Origin of the sequence: Cellulomonas endometrii (genome assembly GCF_949769265.1) — a bacterium.
GTDB classification, from domain to species: Bacteria; Actinomycetota; Actinomycetes; order Actinomycetales; family Cellulomonadaceae; genus Cellulomonas; species Cellulomonas endometrii.
This window is the reverse complement of sequence record NZ_CATKPC010000008.1, coordinates 159,191-177,738: the sequence shown is the minus strand read 5'-3', so window position 1 is coordinate 177,738 and position 18,548 is coordinate 159,191. Positions and strand designations below refer to the sequence as shown.

General features: G+C 76.5%; 18 protein-coding genes. 10 read left to right on the top strand and 8 right to left on the bottom strand.

Annotation, left to right across the window (positions count from 1 at the left end; genetic code table 11):
• Positions 1 to 108: 108 nt before the first annotated feature.
• Complete coding sequence (gene aztD / locus QNH85_RS11025; protein ID WP_282946463.1) at positions 109 to 1,419, bottom strand: zinc metallochaperone AztD; 1,311 nt, start codon at positions 1,417 to 1,419, stop codon at positions 109 to 111.
• Positions 1,420 to 1,548: 129 nt separating this feature from the next.
• Between aztD and QNH85_RS11020 the strand changes: the two genes are divergently transcribed.
• Positions 1,549 to 3,420: a cation:proton antiporter gene (locus tag QNH85_RS11020; protein ID WP_282946462.1), complete on the top strand. Its 1,872-nt coding sequence runs from the start codon at positions 1,549 to 1,551 to the stop codon at positions 3,418 to 3,420.
• Positions 3,421 to 3,426: 6 nt separating this feature from the next.
• Here the strand turns inward: QNH85_RS11020 and QNH85_RS11015 are convergent, their stop codons facing one another.
• Positions 3,427 to 4,146, bottom strand: a complete 720-nt coding sequence (locus QNH85_RS11015; protein WP_282946461.1) for a DUF305 domain-containing protein — start codon at positions 4,144 to 4,146, stop codon at positions 3,427 to 3,429.
• Positions 4,143 to 4,784, bottom strand: coding sequence for a thioredoxin-like domain-containing protein (locus QNH85_RS11010; protein ID WP_282946459.1), 642 nt, complete (start codon positions 4,782 to 4,784; stop codon positions 4,143 to 4,145). Before QNH85_RS11010 ends, QNH85_RS11015 begins: the two co-directional genes overlap by 4 nt.
• 190 nt (positions 4,785 to 4,974) lie before the next feature.
• Between QNH85_RS11010 and QNH85_RS11005 the strand changes: the two genes are divergently transcribed.
• Positions 4,975 to 5,460: a DUF2243 domain-containing protein gene (locus tag QNH85_RS11005; RefSeq protein ID WP_282946457.1), complete on the top strand. Its 486-nt coding sequence runs from the start codon at positions 4,975 to 4,977 to the stop codon at positions 5,458 to 5,460.
• Position 5,461: 1 nt separating this feature from the next.
• The gene (locus QNH85_RS11000; RefSeq protein ID WP_282946455.1) at positions 5,462 to 6,250 is read left to right on the top strand and encodes a cytochrome c oxidase assembly protein; all 789 of its coding nucleotides are present in this window, start codon (positions 5,462 to 5,464) and stop codon (positions 6,248 to 6,250) included.
• A gap of 3 nt (positions 6,251 to 6,253) precedes the next feature.
• Here QNH85_RS11000 and QNH85_RS10995 read toward each other — a convergent pair whose 3' ends face one another.
• Positions 6,254 to 8,563 (bottom strand): putative bifunctional diguanylate cyclase/phosphodiesterase, encoded by a 2,310-nt coding sequence (locus QNH85_RS10995; protein ID WP_282946454.1) that lies wholly within the window; start codon positions 8,561 to 8,563, stop codon positions 6,254 to 6,256.
• Positions 8,564 to 8,732: 169 nt separating this feature from the next.
• Here QNH85_RS10995 and QNH85_RS10990 point away from each other — a divergent pair, with 169 nt between their 5' ends.
• Genes QNH85_RS10990 through QNH85_RS10975 form a run of 4 tightly spaced genes read left to right on the top strand, consistent with a single transcriptional unit; the run spans position 8,733 to position 12,710 of the window.
• Positions 8,733 to 10,715, top strand: coding sequence for a glycosyltransferase family 2 protein (locus QNH85_RS10990; RefSeq protein ID WP_282946453.1), 1,983 nt, complete (start codon positions 8,733 to 8,735; stop codon positions 10,713 to 10,715).
• A gap of 13 nt (positions 10,716 to 10,728) precedes the next feature.
• Positions 10,729 to 11,064 (top strand): STAS domain-containing protein, encoded by a 336-nt coding sequence (locus tag QNH85_RS10985; protein ID WP_282946451.1) that lies wholly within the window; start codon positions 10,729 to 10,731, stop codon positions 11,062 to 11,064.
• On the top strand, positions 11,051 to 11,476 hold the full coding sequence (locus QNH85_RS10980) for an ATP-binding protein (protein ID WP_282946450.1): 426 nt from the start codon (positions 11,051 to 11,053) through the stop codon (positions 11,474 to 11,476). Before QNH85_RS10985 ends, QNH85_RS10980 begins: the two co-directional genes overlap by 14 nt.
• 52 nt (positions 11,477 to 11,528) lie before the next feature.
• Positions 11,529 to 12,710 (top strand): PP2C family protein-serine/threonine phosphatase, encoded by a 1,182-nt coding sequence (locus QNH85_RS10975; protein WP_282946448.1) that lies wholly within the window; start codon positions 11,529 to 11,531, stop codon positions 12,708 to 12,710.
• 72 nt (positions 12,711 to 12,782) lie between these two features.
• Here the strand turns inward: QNH85_RS10975 and QNH85_RS10970 are convergent, their stop codons facing one another.
• Both QNH85_RS10970 and QNH85_RS10965 read right to left on the bottom strand, forming a co-directional pair.
• Positions 12,783 to 13,283, bottom strand: a complete 501-nt coding sequence (locus tag QNH85_RS10970) for a metallophosphoesterase family protein (protein WP_282946446.1) — start codon at positions 13,281 to 13,283, stop codon at positions 12,783 to 12,785.
• A 10-nt stretch (positions 13,284 to 13,293) separates the two neighbouring features.
• Positions 13,294 to 15,366: a SpoIIE family protein phosphatase gene (locus tag QNH85_RS10965; protein WP_282946444.1), complete on the bottom strand. Its 2,073-nt coding sequence runs from the start codon at positions 15,364 to 15,366 to the stop codon at positions 13,294 to 13,296.
• A 107-nt stretch (positions 15,367 to 15,473) separates the two neighbouring features.
• Here QNH85_RS10965 and QNH85_RS10960 point away from each other — a divergent pair, with 107 nt between their 5' ends.
• Positions 15,474 to 16,148: a hypothetical protein gene (locus QNH85_RS10960; RefSeq protein WP_282946443.1), complete on the top strand. Its 675-nt coding sequence runs from the start codon at positions 15,474 to 15,476 to the stop codon at positions 16,146 to 16,148.
• A gap of 114 nt (positions 16,149 to 16,262) precedes the next feature.
• Positions 16,263 to 17,033 (top strand): YcnI family copper-binding membrane protein, encoded by a 771-nt coding sequence (locus QNH85_RS10955; protein WP_282946442.1) that lies wholly within the window; start codon positions 16,263 to 16,265, stop codon positions 17,031 to 17,033.
• 67 nt (positions 17,034 to 17,100) lie between these two features.
• Here the strand turns inward: QNH85_RS10955 and QNH85_RS10950 are convergent, their stop codons facing one another.
• Entirely contained in the window at positions 17,101 to 17,307 is a 207-nt protein-coding gene (locus QNH85_RS10950; RefSeq protein ID WP_282946441.1) for a hypothetical protein, read from the bottom strand.
• 72 nt (positions 17,308 to 17,379) lie between these two features.
• On the opposite strand from QNH85_RS10950, the gene QNH85_RS10945 reads away from it, so the two are divergent.
• A complete protein-coding gene (locus tag QNH85_RS10945) occupies positions 17,380 to 17,859 on the top strand; it encodes a MarR family winged helix-turn-helix transcriptional regulator (RefSeq protein ID WP_282946440.1) in 480 nt (159 codons plus the stop codon).
• 115 nt (positions 17,860 to 17,974) lie between these two features.
• On the opposite strand, the gene QNH85_RS10940 is transcribed toward QNH85_RS10945, so the two are convergent.
• A complete protein-coding gene (locus QNH85_RS10940; RefSeq protein ID WP_282946439.1) occupies positions 17,975 to 18,505 on the bottom strand; it encodes a MarR family winged helix-turn-helix transcriptional regulator in 531 nt (176 codons plus the stop codon).
• Between the last annotated feature and the right edge of the window lie 43 nt (positions 18,506 to 18,548).

Genomic DNA, 18,548 nt, shown 5'->3' with positions numbered 1-18,548 from the left:
CTTCCGGGGTGGTCGACGTGGCGGAGCGGAGCGCTCGGCCGGAGCACGCCGGGCGTGCCGGGCAGGGCGCTCCGCTCCGCGGTGGTGCGGGGGGACGGGCGGGACGGGTCAGTCGTCCGCGCCGTGCTCCTCGTCCGCGTGGTCGTGCTCGTCGTGGCCGGCGTGCTCGTCGACGTCGCCCGTGACGCCCGTGAGCTCGTTCGGGGTGACGTCGAGCGTGGCGGTGCGCCACACCTCGCCGGAGACGATGTCGACCGCGTGCACCGAGCTCGTGGCGGGGTCGGTCACGTACGCGGAGCCGTCCAGGACGGTGAGCGTCGGCCGCGGGGACTGCCACTCGTCGGGCTCCTCCCAGGCGTCGATCACCGGGATGGACCGCACGAGCGTGCCCGCCTCGGGGTCGATGACGTGCAGGGCGCCGTCGGTGCCGAGCACCAGGGCCTCCCCGCCCTCGCCGCGGCCCAGGGACCGGAACGTGTACGACGCGGGCAGGTCCACGAGGCGCAGGCCGGCGGTGCGGGTGTCGATCAGCGAGACGCGGGTCGGGCGCTCGAGCTCGGCGTCGGGGTCGGACTTGTAGTCGCCCAGCACGATCGGGGACGCCTCGGTGCCGGCCTGGTTGCCGATGCGGCCGTAGGCGTCGGGCGCCGCGACCTTGGTGATGGCCCCGCCGGCGTAGACCACGGCGCCGTCCTCGCAGCCGATGACCACGGCCTCGTCGGCGGCGACGGCCTCGCCGTGCACGCCCGGGCAGGCGTCGGACGCGGCGATCTCGGTGCCGTCGGCGTCGAGCACGCGGATGCCGGTGCGGGCGTCCTCGGTGCCCTCGGAGACGACCAGCCGGCCGTCGGCGAGCGCGACCGCCACGCCGTGGTGCGCGGAGGGCGTCGTGACCTCGCGGACCTCGGCGTCGGCGTCGGCGAGCTCGCCCGAGGCCACGACGGTGATCGTGCCGGTGGCGTCGTCGAACAGGGCGGTGCGGCCCTCGTGCGGGACGGCGTGGCCGGGCTTCTCCGCGGGCCACGTGACGTCGGTCAGCACGGGGTCGCTCGTGTAGGAGTGCGTGTGGTCGCCGTGGGGCTCGGTCCAGGTGCCGGCGTCGAGCACGCGGAAGCCCCCGGTGGTCGACACGAGGACGTGCCGGCCGTCGCCCGCGGGGTTGAGGCGGTTGAAGCCGTCGAGCGGCAGGTCCTCGACGACCTCGAGGGAGGTCGCGTCGAGCACCTGGATGCCGCCGTCGTAGGTGAGGACGAGGCGCGGGGTGACGGTCGCGGCCTCGGCCGGGGCGGCGGTGGCGGGGTCCTGCGTCGCCGCGGGCTGCGTGGCACCGGGCTGGGCGCAGGCGGCGAGGAGGGCGACGGACAGGCCGAGGCCGAGGGCCGCGGCGTGGCGCGGTCGGGGGCGGGTCGTGAAGGTCATGCGGCGACGCTAACACAACTGATACTCAATCTCATTAAGCCGAACCGGGGCCGGCCGACGTAACCTCGACCCGGCCGGATGACCGTGCGGGCGGTACGGGACGGGCCACGGACGGGCGGAGGGGCGCGCATGGACCTGCTGATGATCGGGGTGGTCGCGGCCGTCGCCGTCGTGGGCGTCACCGCGCTGGCCCCGCGCGTGGGCGTCGCCGCACCCCTGCTGCTCGTGGCGCTCGGCGTCCTCATCAGCCTGGTCCCCGCGGTGCCGGCGGTGGAGATCGAGCCCGAGTGGATCCTCGGCGTGGTGCTGCCGCCCCTGCTGTACGCGACCTCCGTCTCGATGCCGACGATGGACTTCCGGCGCGACCTCACGGCGATCAGCGGGCTGTCCGTGCTGCTGGTCGTGGCCACGTCGCTCGCGCTCGGGGTGCTGTTCTCGTGGCTGATCCCGGACATCTCGCTGTCGACCGGCATCGCGCTGGGCGCGGTGATCAGCCCGACGGACGCGGTGGCGACCTCGATCGTGCGCCGGTCGGGGGTCAGTCCGCGGGTCGTGACGGTGCTGGAGGGGGAGAGCCTGCTGAACGACGCGTCCGCGCTCGTGCTGCTGCGGTCGGCGATCGCCGCGACGGCCGCCTCCGTGACCCTCTGGGAGGTGGCGGGGGACTTCGCGTTCGCCGTCGTCGTGGCCGTCGCGATCGGTGCGGTGGTGGGGAAGGTCAGCCTGCTGGTCCGGTCCAGGATCGCGGACCCGCACCTGACGACGGCCATCTCGTTCATCGTCCCGTTCGTGGCCTACATCCCGGCCGAGCACCTCGACGCGTCCGGGCTGGTCGCCACGGTCGCCGCCGGGCTGGTGTCCGGGGCAGGGAGCGTGCGGCTGCGGCCGCAGGACCGGATCGCCGAGGCCGCGAACTGGCGGACGCTGGAGCTGCTGCTCGAGGGCGCGGTGTTCCTGCTCATGGGGCTGGAGCTGTACGGCCTGGTCGTGGAGGTCCTGGACGAGCACGGCAGCCTGTGGCGGGCGTTCTGGCTCGGGGTGCTCGCCGCCGCGGTGGTGCTGGTGGTCCGCACCGGCTACGTCGCGTTCCTGCTGACCACGCTGTCCCGCCGCGCGCGCCGCGGCGTCACGGTGCGCGGGTACCTGTCGGCGATCAACGACCGGGCGGACGCCCTGGACGGCCTGGGCCCGGAGGAGCTCGCGCAGCTGCGCCTGCCCGGCCGGCCGCCGGGCGCCGGCGGCGAGGACGGGGGCGCGACGGAGGCCGCCGGCCGCTCCGGCGGGCGCCCGCCCGAGGACCTGCGCCGCGTCCTCGGCGGGCGCAAGCCGCACGTCGGGCGTGACGACTCCCCGGAGCACCGCCGCGTGCGCCTGCGCACCCGCATCACCCGGCGCATCGCGGACATCGACTACCTGCAGGCCGAGCCGCTGGGCCCCCGCGAGGGCGCGGTGCTCGTGTGGGCCGGGATGCGCGGCGTGGTCACGCTGGCCGCGGCGCAGTCGCTGCCGCACGACACCCCGCACCGCGCGCTGCTCGTCCTGGTCGCGTTCACCGTCGCCGCCGGGACGCTGCTGGTCCAGGGCGGGACGCTCGCCTGGCTGGTCCGCGTGCTGGGCCTGTCCCGGGACGGTGCGGACGACCGGGCCGACGTCGACCGGCTCGGGAGCGAGATGACCCGCGCGGCCGTCGAGCTGCTGGAGCGGCCGGACCTGCGCCGGCCGGACGGCAGCGCCTACGACGACGTGGTGCTGGACCGCGCCCGGCGCATCGCGGCCCGGCAGAAGCTGCAGGTGGAGAGCGACGACGACGCCGACCGGGACCGGACCTCCGTGGAGGCGCAGCTGCGGGACCTGCGGATGGCCATGCTGGACGCCCAGCGCACCGCCCTGCTGCGGGTGCGGGACCTCGGCACGGCGAGCTCCGGCGCCCTCACCGAGGCCCTCAAGGTGCTCGACGCCGACCAGATCAGCCTGGAGCTGCGGGCCCGCGACGACGCCTGACGCGGCTCAGGACGCGTCGACCTGGCCGCCCCGGGCGGCGAGCATGTCCTGCAGCACGGCGATCTCGCGCGCCTGGGACGTGACGATCGTCCGCGCCAGGGCGACGACCTGCGGCCGGCGGGCGTGCTCGACGGCGTACTCCGCCATCTGCACGCCGCCCTCGTGGTGCGGGAGCATCAGCTGCAGGAAGAGCCGGTCGGCCTCCGTGCCGCTCGCCGCGGTGAGCCGGGCCAGGTCCTCCCGGGACACCCAGCCGGGCATCGCGGCGTAGCCGGTCTCGCCGGGGTCGGCCGCGGCGGTCTCGTGCGCGTGGTCGCCGGCCATCCACGCCATGGGGACGTCGGACCCCGCGGCGGGCAGCCCCCACGTCGACAGCCAGCCGGCCATCTGGCCGATCTGGTTCTGCTGGGTCAGCAGGATGTCGAGGGCCACCGTCCGGACCTCCTCGTCGGTGCTGCGGTCCCGGAGCAGGACGGCGAGCTCGACGGCCTGCGCGTGGTGCGCCTGCATGTCCCGGGCGAAGCCCGCGTCCACGGAGCCCTCCGGGGCGGCGGTGAGCACCGGCTGCCGGGCGAGCAGCGCGCCCGCGAGGGCCCCGAGCGCGAGCGCGGCCACCACGACGACCACGAGGACGGCGCGCCCGTGCCCCCGCACCGCGCCCGCGGGGGCGTCGGTGGCGGGGGCGTCGGCGGCGTCCGGGGCGTCCGGCGCGTCGGGCGAGGTCACGCGGGCGTGCCCACGCCGTTCGAGCAGGGGGCGCCGACCTCGGCGAGCTCCGGGTTGAGCAGGTACTTCTGCACGAACACCGGCAGGCGCTCGTCGTCCGCGGAGTCGACCTTCAGCTGGTAGCCCCAGGCGCTGACCGCGACGGCGGAGTCCAGGCCCTCGTAGGGCGAGACGAGCACGTACGACTGGTTCGCGGCCATGGCCTCGAGCGTCGCGACCTGGTCGGCGGGCAGCTCGGGGTCGTAGGTGATCCACACGGCGCCGTGCTCGAGGGAGTGCACGGCGTTCTCGTCCGGCACCGGCTCGCTGTACACGCCGCAGTTCAGCCACGCGGCGTTGTGGTCGCCGCCGGCGGGCGGGCTCTGCGGGTAGTCGACGGCGGCGGTCACGTGGTTGAAGGTGAGGCCGTCGAACGCCTCGACGCCGTCGATCTCCTGCTCGGCCTGCGCCTCGAGGTCGGCCGCCTGGCGGCCGGCGCCGATCAGCACCCAGGCGGCGACGCCCACGAGCACGAGGACGACGGCCCCGGCGATCGAGCCGATCGTGATCGCGCGGCGCCGCTCCGTGGCGCGCTGCTCGGCTCGGACGGCGGCCAGGCGGGCCTGGCGCTCGGCCGCGGTGGGTCGGCGGTCGGGCATGGGGGTCTCCTCGGCTGGTGCGGCACGGCGCGGGGCGCCGGTCGGTCCCGCGACAATACTTGAAGCGTCTACTAAACGACAGTGCCGCTCGTCCGGCGGGCGCCCGACGAGCCCGCCGGGGCGCCCCGCGCTAGCGTCGCCGGACGGCCCCGAGCAGGCGAGGCCCGCCGACTCCGGGAGGGGCGGACGGATGACGGACGGACGACCTGCGGCGGGGCGGCGGGGGACCCGCGCGGTGCTGCGCGACCGGACCTTCTGGGGGGCGTTCCTGCTCGGCGTCGCCGCGATGGCCGCCGTGGACGAGATCGTGTTCCACCAGCTGCTGGGCTGGCACCACTTCTACGACGGCTCCACCCTCCGGGTCGGCCTCCTGACCGACGGCCTGCTGCACGCGTTCGAGCTCGTCGCGGCGGTGGCGGGGGTGTTCCTGCTGCTCGACGCGCGGCGGACCGGCGGGGTGCAGGGCCGGGTCGCCGGCGCGGGGCTCGGCGTGGGGGCGGGGCTGTTCCAGCTGTGGGACGGCGTCGTGGACCACAAGGTGCTGCGGCTGCACCAGGTCCGGTACGACGTCGAGCTCCTGCCGTACGACCTCGCGTGGAACCTCGGCGGGCTGGCGCTGCTCGTCGTCGGGATCGCGCTCACCCTCGTCGCGGCACGGCGCCCGGCGGCGGGCTGACGTGCACACCCACGGGGCAGCGGGCGTCGCGCCCGCGGTGCTGCTGCCGTTCGCGGCGGCGCTCGCGGCCTACCTCGCCGCCGCCGCGCAGGAGCGCCGCCGGGGTCGCCCGTGGCCGGCCGGCCGCACCGCCGCCTGGGTGGGCGGCGTGCTGCTCGTGCTCGGCGCCGTGGCGGTGCCGGTACCGGTCGGGCGGCCCCTCGTCGCCCACATGGCCGCGCACCTGGTGGTCGGCATGCTGGCCCCGCTGCTGCTGGTCGGCGCCGCACCCGTGACGCTCGCCCTGCGGGCCCTCGACGTGGAGCGCGCCCGGCAGCTCGCCCGGCTGCTGCGCGGCGCACCCGTCCGCCTGGTCTCCCACCCCGTGACCGCCACCGTGCTCAGCGTCGGCTCGCTCGTGGTGCTGTACCGCTCGCCGCTGCTCGGGCGGATGCTCGCCGACCCGGCCGTGCACGCCCTGGTGCTCGCGCACGTGCTGGCGTCGGGCTGCCTGCTCACCGCCGCGCTGGTCGGCCCGGACCCCGCGCCGCACCGCCCGGGCTTCCGGACCCGGCTCGTCGTCCTCGTCCTCGGCGTCGCCGCGCACCGCGTGATCGCGACGTCCCTGTACGCCCGGCCGCCGGCCGGGGTCGTCGTCGCGGACGCCGAGGCCGCCGCGGTGCTCATGTCCTACGGCGGCGACGCGGCGCACGTCGCGCTGACCGTGCTCCTGTGCGCGCAGTGGTACCGGTCCGCGGGGCGGCGCAGGGCGTCGGGGCGCGCGCGGCGTCCGGCGGCGCAGGACGCCTGAGGGTCAGGCGCGGGTGCTCGCGGCGCTCGCGGTCGGCTCTCCGGTCCGGGGCTCGACCACGCCGCGCTGCCGTCCGGCGGCCGCCAGCAGCGCGTCCATCGCCGCCGCCGGCTCCGGCCGCCCGAGCGCCCAGCCCTGGGCGGCGTCGCACCCGAGGTCCCGCAGCAGCGCGAGCGTCCGGGGGTCCTCGACGCCCTCCGCGACCACCTGCATGCCGAGCGCGTGCCCGAGGTCGACCGTCGACCGCAGGATCTCGGCGCACACCCGGTCGTCCAGCGCGGGCGCGACGAACGCCCGGTCCACCTTCAGCACCGTGAACGGCAGGCGGCGCAGGTAGTCGAGCGAGCCGTAGCCGACGCCGTAGTCGTCGACCGCGAGCTGCACGCCGAGGTCGGCGAGCGCCCGCAGGGTGCGCTCGGCCTGGACGCCGTCCCGCATGGCCATGGTCTCGGTGACCTCGATGCCGAGGGCGTCCGCCGGCAGGTCGTGCCGGGCGAGGGCGTCCCGCACGTCGGCCACCAGGCGCGGGTCGTCCAGGTCGTGGGCCGAGACGTTCACCGAGACGACGAACGACGGCGCCGCGGCGGACCGCCACCGCGCGCACTGCGCGAGCGCGGCGTCCAGCACGAACAGGGTCACGGGGCGGACCAGGCCGGTGCGCTCGGCGGCGGGCACGAACGCGACGGGCCCGAGCAGCCCGTGCTCGGGGTGCTGCCACCGGACCAGCGCCTCGGCGCCGGCGACCGCGCCACCGCGCACCGCCACGACCGGCTGGAAGTGCACGACGAGCTCCCCGCGGGCCACACCGTCGGCGAGGCCCCGCAGCAGGTCGGCCTCGGGCAGGGCCGTCCCGGACGCGTCGCACCCGCCGGTCCGGTCGAGCGCGACCCGCTCCGGCACGCGCCGCGCCACGGAGAGGGCGGCGTCGGCGCGGGCCACCAGGCCCTCGGAGCCGGCGGGCCGGGCCGTGGCGACCGCGACGCCGACGAGCGCGCCCGCCGTCAGGTCCATCCCGCGGACCGGCAGGGGCGCGCGCAGGGTCTCCAGCAGGCGCAGCGCGCACGCCTCGGCCTCGTCCGGCCCGGTGACGTCGAGCGCCACGCCGAAGACGTCCCGGCCCATCCGCCCGACGGTCGCCCCCGGCTCGGCGTCCGCGGCGACGGCCGCCGCGACCGAGCGCAGCAGGTCGTCGCCGACCCCGTACCCGAGGGTCTCCACGACCTCGCGGTAGCCGTCCAGCGAGACCAGCAGGAGGGCGGGCACGGTGCCGTCCGGGGCCTCCGACGCGGGCCGCTCCACGCGGACCGCGAGGCCGACCGAGCTCGCCAGCCCCGTCAGCGGGTCCGTGACGGCCAGGTGCTCCAGCCGGGCGTGCTGCCGGTGCATCTCGCGCACCAGCCCGCCGAACCGCGTCATGAACGCCACCATCAGCGCGATCCCGACCGAGCACACCTCGACCAGGTGCAGGTCCCCGCCGCGCAGCGCCTCGACGAGCAGCGTCCCGGGGAGCACCGCCACCGACGCGGACAGGAACGCGATGTGCACCCCCGTCAGCTCGCCGGTCGGCCGGGGCGACACGACGGCCGCCGCCGAGGGGTGCCGGGCCGCCGCCGCGAGCAGCACGTAGCCGAGCAGCCAGAGGGTGTCGAGCAGGTAGGCGCGGTCGCCGATCGCCGGCCAGTACGCACCGAGCTGATACAGCACGTCCGCGGCCATGATCACCAGGACCGACAGCGACGTGAGCTGGTGCGCGCGCGACCACGCGCCGACGGCGGCGAACGACCGGGCCAGCACGACCAGGAGCACCGCGTCGCCGACGGGGTACGCGGCGCCGACCAGCGTCGCCAGCGGCGCCTCGGCGAAGCCGCTCAGCGCGGGGTTGAGCACGAGCACCCACAGCATCAGCAGCCCGCCGCTGGCGACCATGAAGGCGTCGAGCAGCCAGACCGGCCGCCGGTTCGGGGGCGCGGGGAACGCGCGCACCAGCCCGGCCGCCAGCAGGGGATAGGACGCGACGTACGCGACGTCGGCGACCGAGGGGAACGGGTCGAGCCCGAGCCCGCGCTCCATCACCGTCCACACGGTGTCGCCGAGCACCCAGGCGAGCAGCCCGAGCGTCAGCAGCTGCCACGCGCGCCGCTGCGGCCCGGTGACGCGCCAGGTGGCCCGCGCCAGGGTCACCGCGGCGGCCAGGCACACGCCCACGTAGACGACGTCTCGCCCCGTGCCGCCCGGCATCAGCGCGTGCACGACCAGCCCGGCGCCCGCGGCGGCGAGCAGGCGCGGCGTCGTCGCCCGGCTGGTCCCTGTCACGGGGGTCTGATCGGCATCACGCGACCGTCCTTGACCCGTCAGGCGGGTGGATTCGCGTGCCGGGGGTCGCCGCGCACCTCAGGGCCCGTGTGGGTAGGGTCACGCCGCGGGGGTGAGGCATGAGGACCACGGGCGTGGGCGAGGTCGGCACGATGCGGGGGGAGGGCCGATGAGGCAGCAGCTGGTGCTCCGGGTGGTCGTGACGGTCACGCTGCTCCTGGGCGTGAACTACATCGCCTGGCGCTGGCTGGAGTCGGTGAACTGGTCGGCGTGGTGGATCGCGGTGCCGCTGGTGGTCGCCGAGACGTACTCGTTCCTCGACGTGTGCCTGTTCGGCATGACCATGTGGCGCGCGCGCCGTCGCCCGGAGCCGCCGGCGCCCGCGCCGGACCTCACCGTGGACGTGTTCGTCACGACGTACGACGAGCCGGTCGAGCTGGTCATGCGGACCGCCGTGGCCGCGCGCGACATCCGGTACCCGCACCGCACCTGGGTGCTCGACGACGGGTCCCGGCCCGACCTCGCGGCCGCGGCGCACGCGGCGGGCGTCGGGTACATCGAGCGGTCCGAGGACTGGACCGACCGGCCCCGGCACGCCAAGGCGGGCAACCTCAACAACGCGCTGTTCGTCACGGAGGGGGAGTTCCTGCTCATCCTCGACGCGGACCAGATCCCCGAGCCGCAGATCCTCGACCGCACGCTCGGCTACTTCGAGGACGACCGCGTCGCGCTCGTGCAGACCCCGCAGTTCTTCACGAACGTGGGGGAGGCCGACCCGCTCGGCAGCCAGGCGCCGCTGTTCTACGGCCCGATCCAGCAGGGCAAGGACGGCTGGAACGCGGCGTTCTTCTGCGGCTCCAACGCCGTCCTGCGCCGGGACGCGCTGATGCAGCTCGGCCTGGTCGGCTACGTCCGCGAGACCGGGCGGTCGGTGCGGGAGGCGCTGCACGCGTCCCGCCGGCTGCTCGCCCGGGCGCAGCGCGACGCGCCGGACGCGGCCCAGGCGGCGGTGCTGCACGAGGTCCAGGAGGCCGCCGCGCAGGCGCTCGGCGCGCTCGACGCCGGGGAGTCGCTGTCCGACGTGACCTACGGGTTCCAGCGGCGGGTGGACGCGATCTCGGCCTCGGTCGTCGCCCAGGACGTCGCGGGCATCCAGGCGGACCTCGCGGCCATCGCGGCGCTGCCGATCGCGCGGGACGACCAGATCGGGGCGGTCGTGGTCGACGAGCCCGCGCTCGCCCGCCTCGCGGACCGCGAGTGGTCCCCGCTCGGCGCGATCGAGTCGGTCCAGGCGCTGCTGCGGGCCGTCGACGTGGACCGCTCCGGCGAGGCGCAGGCCGTCATGCCCGTCGCGACGCTGTCCGTCACGGAGGACATGGCCACCGCGATGCGGCTGCACTCCCTCGGCTGGCGGACCGTCTACCACCACGAGAGCCTCGCCCACGGGCTCGCGCCGGAGGACCTCGGCACGATGATGACCCAGCGCCTGCGCTGGGCCCAGGGCACCATGCAGGTGATGCTCAAGGAGAACCCCCTGGGCGTCCCAGGGCTGAGCGTGGGCCAGAAGCTCATGTACTTCGCCACGATGTGGTCGTACCTGTCGGGCTTCGCCGCGCTGGTCTACCTGGCCGCCCCGATCATCTTCCTGTGCTTCGGGGTGCTGCCGGTGACCGCGTGGACCGTCGACTTCTTCGTGCGGTTCATCCCGTTCTTCCTGGCCAGCCAGCTGCTGTTCCTGGTGGCGGCGCGCGGGGTGAAGACGTGGCGCGGCCAGCAGTACGCGCTGGCGCTGTTCCCGGTGTGGATCAAGGCCGTGTGGACCGCCGCCGCGAACGTGTGGTTCAAGCGGCCGCTCGGGTTCGCCGTGACCCCCAAGGTGCGGCCCGACGGCGCGCCCAGCCAGTGGCGCCTGGTGTGGCCGCAGCTGCTCGCGATGGTGCTGCTCGGGGTGTCCGTCGTGATCGGGGTCGTCCGCGCGGCGCTCGGGCTGTCCTGGTGGGTCGGCACCGCGGTGAACATCGTGTGGGTCGTCTACGACATGGTGGTCCTGAGCGTGGTGGTGCAGGCTCTGCGGTACCGCGGGTACACGCCGGCCGCCGACGAGGGGGCCGCGCAGGCCCCGGACGCGGCGCGCACGCGCCGCACGGCGTGAGGAGGACGTCTCGATGGAGCTGGTGACCGAGCAGGTCGGGCAGGCGGCGGTGGTGCACGTGGTGGGACGGCTGACGATGGCCGCCGCCGGTGAGCTGAAGGCCGCCGTCGACCGCGAGGTGGCCGCCGGCCGCACGCTCGTCGTCGTGGACCTGGAGCCGACGACGTTCCTCGACTCCTCCGGGCTCGGCGCCCTGGTCGGCGGGCTGCGGTCCGCGCGGGCGGCGGGCGGCGACCTGCGGATCGCCCGGGTCGGCGCGCAGGTCCGCACGGTGCTCGAGCTGACCACGATGGACCGGGTGCTCCGGCCGTACGCCACCGTCGAGGACGCGGTCGGTGCCGCCGGCTGACGGGGCCGTCGAGCTCCGCGTGGACGGCGCGGCGGAGCCCGGGTGGCTGGACGAGGTGCACGACGCGCTGGCACGGCTGTGGGCGGTGGCGCCGGCGGTGCCGGACGTCGACCGGTTCCGGTTCGAGACCGCGGTGATCGAGATCGCCACGAACATCGTCCGGCACACCCGGCCGGTCGGTCGCGGCCCCGTGCTCGCGCGGGCCCTGCTGCGCGCGCAGCCCGACCGGATCGAGGCCGAGCTGTCCGACACCGGGACGGCCGTGGACGTGGACCTGGACCCCGAGCCCGTGGACGACCTCGCCGAGAGCGGGCGGGGGATCGCCCTGGTGCTGCGCGCGGTCGACAGCCTCAGCCTGGTGCGCGAGGGCGACCGGAACACCTGGCGGCTGTCCCGGGTGTGGGCGCGCTGACCCGCGGGCCCGACCTGCGCGCGGCGTGGGGCGTGTCGTACCGTCGATGCCGATGAGCACGCAGACACCGCCCCTCGAGGAGCGCCGCCTGGAGGCCCTGCACCGGCTGGGCGCGCTGGACTCGCCCGCCGAGGACCGGTTCGACCGGGTGGTGCGGCTGGCCCGGCAGCTGTTCGGCGTCCCCACGGCCCTGGTCTCGCTCGTCGACCGCGACGTCGTCGTGCACAAGGCGATGCTCGGCTTCGACCAGCGGGTCGTCCCCCGCGAGGACGCCTTCTGCAGCACGACGGTGCAGAGCGACCACATGCTCGTGGTCCCGGACGCGTCGCAGGACCCGCGCTTCGTCGACAACCCGTACGTGGACCAGCCCGAGGGGCTGCGGTTCTACGCCGGGCAGCCGCTGGTGGCACCGGGCGGGTTCCGCGTCGGCACGCTCTGCATCGCGGACACCCGGCCCCGCGAGTTCCCCGCCGAGAGCGCCTCGCTGCTGCGGGACCTCGCGTCCTGGGTGGAGAAGGAGCTGGTCATCGACTCGGAGCTCCAGCGTGCCGCCGAGGTGCAGGCGGCCCTGCTGCCCCGGACGGCGCCGGACGTGCCCGGGTACGAGGTCGCGGGCGCGTGCCTGCCGAGCCGGGCCGTGGGCGGGGACTTCTACGACTGGAGGACCACCCGCGACGGCGGCGTGGTGCTGAGCCTGGTCGACGTGATGGGCAAGGGCGCCGGCGCGGGGATCATGGCCGCGTCGGTCCGCGCGGTGCTGCGCGGCTCGGCGCACGGCGCCGACGTCGCGCGGTCGCTGATGTACGCGGGCTCCCTCCTGCACGGGGACCTGTCGGGCGCCGGCGTGTTCGCGACCGCGTTCCACGCCGCGCTGGACGCCGCCACCGGCGACGTGACCTACGCGGACGCCGGGCACGGCCTCACCGTGCTGCTGCGCGCCGACGGGTCGCAGGAGCGGCTCGCGGCGACGGGCCTGCCGCTCGGCGTGCTCGACGAGGAGCCGCGCGAGCAGCGGACCGTCCACCTGGCGCCGGGAGACCTGCTCGTCACCTTCTCCGACGGCGTCCTGGACCTGGTCGACGGCTCGCTCGCCGCGGTGCCGCTGGTCGTGGACGCGCTGCGCGGGGCGGGATCGGCGGACGCGGCGGTCGACGCGGTGCTGCGGCTCGCCGCCGACCTGCGGGACCGCCCGGACGACCTCACCGTCGTGGCGCTGCGGCGCGCCGCCGACTGACGACCGCGCACCTCCCTCGCCGGGACGACACCTCTCGGCTGATCCCCGCGGCGCGTCAGCGGGCGAGGAGCGTCATCTCGGCGGAACGGGGTGCAGCACCACGTCGCGCAGCGCCCCGTCCGCCACCCGCGCCGTGAGGTACGTGCCCGTCGGCTGACGGCGCCGGTCCGTGGGGGAGCCGGGGTTCAGCAGGCGCGGGCCGCCGGGCGCCGTCGTGTCCCACGGGATGTGGCTGTGCCCGAACACGAGCACGTCGACGTCGGGGTACGCCGCGGCGCAGCGCGCCTCCCGCCCGGCCGCCTGGCCCGTCTCGTGCACCACCGCGAACCGGACGCCCTCCAGCGTCACCCGGGCCACCTCCGGCAGGCGGGCGCGCAGGTCCGCGCCGTCGTTGTTGCCCCAGCAGCCGACGACGCGCCGGGCCCGCGCCTCCAGCGCGTCGAGCAGGGTGACGTCCACCCAGTCGCCGGCGTGCAGCACCACGTCGGCGGCGTCGACCGCGTCCCACACCACGGGCGGGAGGTCGCGGGCGCGGCGCGGCAGGTGCGTGTCGGCGAGCAGCAGCAGGTCCACGCGGGTCTCCTCAGGCGGCGCGCTTGAGGGTCACGACGGTGAGGTCGTCGTCCGCGTGGCGGGTGTCCTCCACCAGGGAGAGCACGGCGTCGGCGGCAGCCTCGGCGGTGTCCGTCCCGCGCACCACGTCCCGCACCTGGTCGAGGTCGCCCATCGACCCCCCGATCGCGTCGAGCACCCCGTCGCTGAACGTGACGAGCAGGTCGCCGGGGCGCATCCGGGTCTGCACGCTCGTCCGGGCCGGGCCGGGGGCGATCCCGAGCGGCAGCCCGGTGGCCGACAGGCGCCGGGAGCTGCCGTCCTCGCCGATGATCATCGAGAGCCCGTGCCCGGCGTCGGTGTACGACACCCGGCCGTCGGTCGCGTCGACGTACGCGCGGAACATCGTGACGAACGCCCCGGCGTTGACCAGGTCGGCGTCCATGGCCCGCTCGGTCGCGGAGAGCGTCCCCGCCACGTCGTGCAGGCTGCCCTGCGCGTGCAGCACCGAGCGGGTCGTCGCCGCGAGGATCGCCGCCGCGGGGCCCTTGCCCATCACGTCCGCCAGGGTGAGCACGAGGCCGTCGGGCAGCCGCTGCCAGTCGTAGAAGTCGCCGCCCACCGACCCCGCCGGCACGAACCGCGCGGCGAGGCCGAAGCCCGGGACCTCCAGGCCGCGGGACGGCAGCAGGCTGGCCTGGACCTGCGCGGCCCGGCGCAGCTCGGTCCGCTCCGCGGTGACGTCCCGGAGGACGGTGACCACGCCACCACCGGAGCTCTCGGGGATCGGCGTGGAGGAGAACGTCACGATCCGCGGCTCGGGGGTCCCCGGCAGGCGGACGAGCAGGTCCTGGTCCCGCACGAGCTCCCCGGCCAGCGCCCGCCGGAACGGCAGCTCGTGCTCGGGCAGCACGGTGCCGTCCAGCCGGGACAGGCCCGCGAGGTCCGACGTGCTGTCCGCCGCGTCGAGCCGGGTGTGCCCGGCGAGCAGCAGCGTCGCGATGGGGTTCCGGACGACGACCCGACCGGCGGCGTCCACCACCCGCACGCCCTCGGACATGGTGTCGACCACGGTCGACAGCAGCGCGGCCTGCTCCTCGGCGCGGTCCCGCGCGGAGCCGAGGTCCCGCAGCAGCCGCCGCCGCTCGTCCCGCGCGATCGCGAGGGCCAGCCCGATGACCGACACCAGGCCGACGTACAGCTGCGCCACGGCGACCTGCGTCGTCGCGTCCGGCAGCCCGGCGAACGGGCCCATCCCCTGCAGCGTGAACTGGATGGTCACGACGCCGCAGATCATCGTGTGCAGGACGACGGAGCGGGTCGGCAGGCGCGAGCCCGCCCACACGGTGAGCGCGATGAGCGGGAAGATCACCGCGAGGTCGGAGAGCTCCAGGAACCACACCACGTACAGCACGGGCGCCAGCAGCAGCGCCGCGACGTAGTCCCCGGCGCTGCCGTCGGTCCACCACTCGATGCGCGCCAGCACGCCGCGACGGCTCTTGCGCTCGTGCAGCCACGTGCCGAACGTCCAGCCGAGCGTGCTGATGCCGATGATGCTCACCGTGTTGCGCGCGCACCACAGCAGCGCGGTCTCCCACGTCCACGGGGCGCCGCCGACCACGACGGCGAGCTCGACCAGCGGCGCGGACAGCACCGAGCTGGTCCCCGCGGCCAGCAGGAGCCACCACAGGTCCGGGACCCGGCGCAGCTGGCGGGTGCCGCGCGCGGCCCACACGTACGGCACCCCGACGGCCAGGATGGACGAGCAGACGAGCGCCTGCGCGACCGCCGCCCCCGCGCCGATCGCCGCCGAGGCGGGCGTCGAGCCGGTGGAGGCCACCACGGCCCAGGTCGCCCCCGCGAGCGCCAGCAGGTCGAGCCAGGGCCACGGCCGCCGGGCCCGGGCGACCAGCCAGAGCACCGACACGCCCGCCGCGGGCCACACGAGGCTGACCTCGGCGCCCTCGACGATCGTGGACCGCCCGAGGTAGCAGGCGCCGACGTACAGGGCCGTGAACACCACGACGACGCGCCAGTCGCGCGCGCTGGGCCGGCGACGGCGCCGCACCGGTGGCCGGGTCGTGACCTGCCGCTCTGCCGTCACCGCACCCTCTCTCCTCCGCCGACGTCTCGCGTCAGGCTACGGGGAAGCGCGCGGCACCGCGCGGCGGTCACCAGGACGTTCGTCCCTGATGCCGTACCGTCGGCGCCGTGGATCCGGCCCCCGCGCGGCGCGAGCCCGTGCCGACGGCGCGCCTGCAGCGCGCGCTCGTCGCGGCGCGGCTGGTGGCGGTCGCCGTCACGGTGCTGGGCCTCGGGTCGGGCGCGCACGTGCTGGGCGGGGGTCCGGCGCCGTCCGCGGGAGTCGTCGGCCTGGTCGCCGCGCCGGTGCTCCTGCTCGCCGCGGCGGTCGCCCGCCGGCCGCTGAGCCGGCCCGTGCTGCTGCCCGTGGCGCTCGCCGGTCAGCTCGGGGTGCACGCGGCGCTCTCCTGGCTCGGCGAGCCGGTCGCGGGCGGGCCGGTCACGCGCGGGGCGTCGGCGCTCGCGGGCCACGCCGCGCACGCCTCGGACGCCGCCGGCGTCGTGCCCGCGGTCGCCGCGCCGCACGCGCACCCGGACGACGCGCTGATGCTCGCCGCCCACGCCGTCGCGGTGGTGGTCGCCGTGCTGCTGCTCGTCGCGACCGAGCGCGGCGTGCTGGACCTCGCCCGCCGGTGGTCCGCGGTGCTGCCCGCGCTGCTCGGCAGCGCGCCCGGCCCGGTCGGGACGCGCTCCCGCCCGGTCCTCCCGGGGGTGCCGGCGCTGCGTCGCCTCCCGGTGCAGCACGGCGGGGTCGGGCGGCGCGGTCCGCCGGTGGTGCTGCGCCCCCGCGCGACCGCCGCCTGACCACGCACGCCCCTGAGCGGGTGCGCCAGGGCGACGGCCGCGCCGTCACCCCCGTCCCGGCGAGGCCGCGCGGCCGCCGGCGGGACGCCCCTGTCGCACACCCGGAGGAACCCCATGTCCGCAACCCCGCAGCACCCCCGCACCCTCGCCCGCGCCGCCGTCCGCACGGTCGCCGGGACCGCGGCGGCCACCACGCTGGCCGCCGCCCTCGTCCTGGGCTCGGCCGCCGGTGCGTCCGCCCACGTCCGGGTGGTCCCCGAGGCCACCGCCGCGGGCGGCTGGACCGTGCTCACGTTCCGCGTGCCGAACGAGTCGCCGACGGCGAGCACCACGCAGGTGTCCGTCGACCTGCCCACCGGCACCCCGCTGACCTCGGTGTCGACCCGGCCGGTCCCGGGCTGGACGGCGGCGGTCGAGGACGGCGCGCTGCCCGAGCCCGTCGAGGTGGACGGCGCCACGATCACGCAGGCCCCCGTCCGCGTGGTCTGGACGGCCGACGGCGACGGCATCGGCGACGGCGAGTTCGAGGAGTTCGCGCTGTCGGTCGGCCCGCTGCCGGCGCCCGGCACGGACGTCGTCCTCCCCGCGCACCAGACGTACTCGGACGGCGAGGTCGTCGACTGGGACGACGTCGCCGAGGGGGACGCAGAGCCGGAGCACCCGGCGCCCGTCTTCACGACCACCGAGGCCGCCGCGGACGGGCACGCCGCGACGGGCGGCGACGCGGCGCACCAGGGTGACGCGCCTGCCACGGGTGAGGCCGGGGGCGACTCGTCCGGCGCCCTGCCGACCGTGCTGGGTGCGCTGGGCCTCGCTGCCGGGGCCGTCGCGCTCGTCGTCGCCCTGCTGGCCTGGCGCCGGGCGGGGACCCCGGCCGGCCGCTGACCGCCGGACTCACGACGACGCCCCCGGAGCCGCAGGTCCGGGGGCGTCGTCGTGGCGTGAGGGGCGCTCAGCCCTCGACGGTGCGCTCCACGAGGTAGGAGGAGCCGTCCGCGCCGACGACCCGCACGAACTCCGTGCGCAGGGCGCGGTCCCGCTCCTGGTCGGCCTCGGCCACCTCGCGGTCGGGGGCCAGCGGGTCGCCGACCTGCGCCGGGCCGAAGACGCTGAGCAGCGCCGCCTCGCGACGGTCGCCCGCCCTGCCGATCGTGCCCATGCCGCACCCCTCCACCGATGATGAGTGCACTGATCATACGTGCACGTACGATCCGGCGCTACGATCGACTTCGTGACCACCGCGACCACGCCCGACGCCGTCGACGCCGCCGACCCCCTGGCCGTCGAGGCCCAGGTCTGCCTCGCGGTGTCCGCGGCGTCCCGCGCGCTGGTCGCGTTCTACAAGCCGCTGCTCGAGCCGCTCGGGCTCACCCACCCGCAGTACCTCGCGATGCTGGCGCTCTGGCAGCACGGGGACCTCACGCTCAAGGCGCTCGCCGAGCTGCTGCACCTCGAGCCCGCCACCACGTCGCCGCTCGTCCGCCGGCTGGAGGCCCTGGGGCTCGTGACCCGCGAGCGCAGCGGCGCGGACGAGCGCGCCCTGGCCATCCGGGTCACCGACCGCGGCCGGGCGATGCGGGAGCAGGCCGTCGGGATCCCCGCCGCCATGCTGGCCGGGCTGCGCCTGGACCTCGACCAGGTGGCGCAGGTCCGGGAGGCCGCGCACCTGCTGCTGGCGGCGTGCGAGTCCGCGGAGTCCGCCCGCGCCTGACGCGCCACGCCACGGTGCGCCCGCCGAGGTCGAGCGTCTCGCGCCGATCGGCACGCTGAACCCCTCGACCTCGCGGCACCCCCTCCGCCTCGCGGCCCGGCGACGACGCAGCCCGTCAGCGGGAGAGGGCGTCCTCCACGAGCACGCAGGGGTCGCCACCGGTGTGCTCGTCGCGGTACTCGCACGCCGCGCGGCGCAGCAGGGCGCCGACGGTGCGGCGGTCGGCGGGGTCGAGCGCGGCGAACACCGCGTCCTCCGCGGCGCCCACCCGGTGCTCCAGGTCGCCGAGCAGCGTGTCGGTCCCCTCGGTGGGCACGACCCGGCGCTGCCGCCGGTCGATCTCGGCGACCCGGCGGGCGACCAGCCCGGCGCGCTCGAGGTCGTCGAGCAGGTAGGTCATCACGGTCCGGTCGATGCCGAGGCTGGCGGCGAGCGCGGCCTGGCTGGGGTGCGCCCCGCGGACCACCTCGCGCAGCACCAGGTAGCCGCGGAACCCGTGCGGCACGCCCTCGACCGCGGACGTCAGCGCGCGCTCGTACGCCCGGAGCAGCACGCCGAGGGACCAGCCCAGGTCCGACGCGGGCTCGGTCGCGGCGTCGTCGGTCCCGGTGCCCCCGGTCGCGGTGTCGTGGCGCGTGACGCTCATGCGCCCGATGCTACGCCGCTCGCGTGGTTGAGCCAATCATCTG

Bases quoted from the DNA above. Each gene is read 5' to 3' on its own strand.
- QNH85_RS11005 (WP_282946457.1), top strand. From the start codon at position 4,975: ATGACGGACGGACGACCTGCGGCGGGGCGGCGGGGGACCCGCGCGGTG.
- QNH85_RS11010 (WP_282946459.1), bottom strand. From the start codon at position 4,784: ATGCCCGACCGCCGACCCACCGCGGCCGAGCGCCAGGCCCGCCTGGCC.
- aztD (WP_282946463.1), bottom strand. From the start codon at position 1,419: ATGACCTTCACGACCCGCCCCCGACCGCGCCACGCCGCGGCCCTCGGC.
- QNH85_RS10955 (WP_282946442.1), top strand. From the start codon at position 16,263: ATGTCCGCAACCCCGCAGCACCCCCGCACCCTCGCCCGCGCCGCCGTC.
- QNH85_RS10975 (WP_282946448.1), top strand. From the start codon at position 11,529: ATGAGCACGCAGACACCGCCCCTCGAGGAGCGCCGCCTGGAGGCCCTG.
- QNH85_RS10990 (WP_282946453.1), top strand. From the start codon at position 8,733: ATGAGGCAGCAGCTGGTGCTCCGGGTGGTCGTGACGGTCACGCTGCTC.
- QNH85_RS10940 (WP_282946439.1), bottom strand. From the start codon at position 18,505: ATGAGCGTCACGCGCCACGACACCGCGACCGGGGGCACCGGGACCGAC.
- QNH85_RS10985 (WP_282946451.1), top strand. From the start codon at position 10,729: ATGGAGCTGGTGACCGAGCAGGTCGGGCAGGCGGCGGTGGTGCACGTG.
- QNH85_RS10950 (WP_282946441.1), bottom strand. From the start codon at position 17,307: ATGGGCACGATCGGCAGGGCGGGCGACCGTCGCGAGGCGGCGCTGCTC.
- QNH85_RS11020 (WP_282946462.1), top strand. From the start codon at position 1,549: ATGGACCTGCTGATGATCGGGGTGGTCGCGGCCGTCGCCGTCGTGGGC.